This window comes from Vibrio sp. 05-20-BW147 (genome assembly GCF_013369385.1).
In the GTDB taxonomy this organism is placed as follows: domain Bacteria; phylum Pseudomonadota; class Gammaproteobacteria; order Enterobacterales; family Vibrionaceae; genus Vibrio; species Vibrio floridensis.
In genome coordinates, this window is sequence record NZ_SZTO01000044.1 from 1 (window position 1) to 2295 (window position 2295).

The 2295-nt window shown below is 40.6% G+C and carries 4 protein-coding genes; all 4 read right to left on the reverse strand.

Features of this window, described 5'->3' with window-relative positions; genetic code table 11:
• Positions 1 to 68 precede the first annotated feature (68 nt).
• Positions 69 to 590, reverse strand: a complete 522-nt coding sequence (locus tag FC652_RS19465) for a DUF3592 domain-containing protein (protein ID WP_176299829.1) — start codon at positions 588 to 590, stop codon at positions 69 to 71.
• Positions 591 to 807: 217 nt separating this feature from the next.
• Positions 808 to 1293, reverse strand: coding sequence for a GNAT family N-acetyltransferase (locus FC652_RS19470; RefSeq protein ID WP_176299830.1), 486 nt, complete (start codon positions 1291 to 1293; stop codon positions 808 to 810).
• A 136-nt stretch (positions 1294 to 1429) separates the two neighbouring features.
• Positions 1430 to 2164, reverse strand: a complete 735-nt coding sequence (locus tag FC652_RS19475; protein ID WP_176299831.1) for a Tim44-like domain-containing protein — start codon at positions 2162 to 2164, stop codon at positions 1430 to 1432.
• Between the two features lie 26 nt (positions 2165 to 2190).
• Positions 2191 to 2295 (reverse strand): DUF3265 domain-containing protein (locus tag FC652_RS19480; protein WP_176299832.1); only part of this gene is annotated, 105 nt, incomplete at its 5' end.

Here is a 2295-nt window from a genome sequence, read left to right on the forward strand (position 1 = left end):
CTGCAAACCAAAAATGCCACGCTGCATGAATCCCTCTTTAACGCTTTGTTAGCGCAAAAGTTCACTACCTAACTATTTATTGCGTTTTTTTGTCGGGAAAATACAAATGCAGCTATAAACATACTGATGATAGAAAGTATGAGAACGCCTCCATATATAGACACTTTGAAATGGGAACTATCGCACATCCGCTCTACAACAGACTCACTAGGCCTAGCAGGATTAACAAAGATTTTTATTTCTTTTCCTATATCCTTGGTATACACAAGCCTTTTAGCTTCATCGTGCAACTCATCGTTATCATATGATTTTACCCATGAATAACGATTACCTACATATCCCTTACCGCCATAGTTATACTCATATGAAACGTTAGGGGCGTAGGCGATTTTCCTATGGCGATTCATATCTTCAAATGTCATAGAATCAACTTCTGCGTGAATTATCTTCGCAGGAATTACATCCCAGCTCTGAGAGATATAACACCCAAATCCAATCTTCATCGGCCTTGCAACAGCGACATACACGAGAAGCAAAAACATTGAAGAAAATAGTAGTAGCAATGGAATACGTAGGTACTTTTTTAACATCCGCTCATTTAACGTTTAGAAATTTGACTTTTATATTAACCGAAAGCCAAACTTGGTAATCACCTGATTGCACCGCTTTCGTCGCAAAATTTTGTGCTAACGCCCAATTAAGGGGTGAACAACGCCTCAACCCAAACCTAAAGCATTGTGCCATAAACACTAAAACTGAAGTAGCAGCAAAAGTGCCAAGCGTTGTGAATCCCTCTTAAATTGCTTGTTATGTTCGTAGCCATTTGTACATGACGTGGCTATCAACTAACCCTAGATGAGCATGCTTATATGCCTTGGGAATTGTACCTATGATTTGAAACCCTAGCTTCTCCCAAAGCTTCACCGCAACTTCATTGGTAGAGACCACGCTGTTAAATTGCATGGCATCAAAGCCAAGTTCTAGAGCAGTTTCCTGAGAATGTTCACACATAAGGCGTGCAATGCCCTTACCTCTAGCTTTGCTAAAAACCATGTATCCACAATTACATATATGGCTACTTGGCCCCATTGCATTTGGCTTGATGTAGTAAGAGCCCAGTACAACGTCATTTTCTACGAAAACAAAAGCTTTCAGGGGAGATTCACACCATAAAGCAAATGCTTGTTCTAGCGTCATATTTGGGTCAAAGGCATAAGTTTCTTGTGCCTGGATTACCGCAGAAAATGTTGGCCAAAACGACTCAAAATCAGCTTTTGTGATTTCCCTAATCATGAATTTCCTCCTAGAACATAACGCCGCGTTAAGGGGCGCAGGCACGCAATACAAAAGTGACCGCATCACACTTTAACCACTAAACTTACCGCAAATTGAAAATGCCACACGTGCCAAGTCCCTCTTAAACGCTTTGTTAGGCCCTCAAGTCGCTTACAACCGTAGTCTCAATCTTGGGTAAATGCTTAGCTTCATTGACATAATCTATAAACATCGTACAGCTTTCAATGTTAGAGACTTTCCAAACCCCATTAGTTAAGGTCAAAGTCCAAATTGTTTCGACATCTTTGAATTTTTTACTCCCTTCAACAATTTTTCCTGTCTCTTTAACCATTAGGTAATCTTGAGTTTCTCCCGTAATAGCAACCACAACCATAGAACCTTCGTGTTCTACAGATTGATTCCTATGAACAAATAGTAACGGCTTAATTTTGGACAAATGGGTTACCTTACATACATTAACCAACCCTTGTTTTTTCCAATTCTCAAGATGTACTTGCTGCTGATTTTGCCAATACCAATCTGTCATCCAGTCTGAAACACTCGATAAGTCTTCACTATCCCAACCAGCATGCACTCGATAGAAACAATCCTTGACTCTTTCTTGTACTTTTAACCACTCAAACAGTTCACTATAGCCAGCCATAAACCTTAGATCTTTTCTAGCACGTTGCTCAGCTAGTTTCTCCTTGCAAAAGGCGTACACTATAAACGGTGAAAAAAAGACTAATAAACATATTATTATTACCTTTCCCCAGAATGTCTCAGATAATACGCTTGCAATTTTTCCTCCAGGGCCAGCAAATGCGGGCTCTGCTACCACTAAACATGCGACAACAATTGCCGACAAATAAACCACTAATTTACTCATTGAACTTCCTTGTATACTATTTGGGCCTAACGCCGCGTTAAGGGGTGAGTGCCGCAAAAACCAACCTTCCGCAGACCACTCTCATCACCAAAACTCGCCGCATACCAAAAATGCCACGCGGCATGAATCCC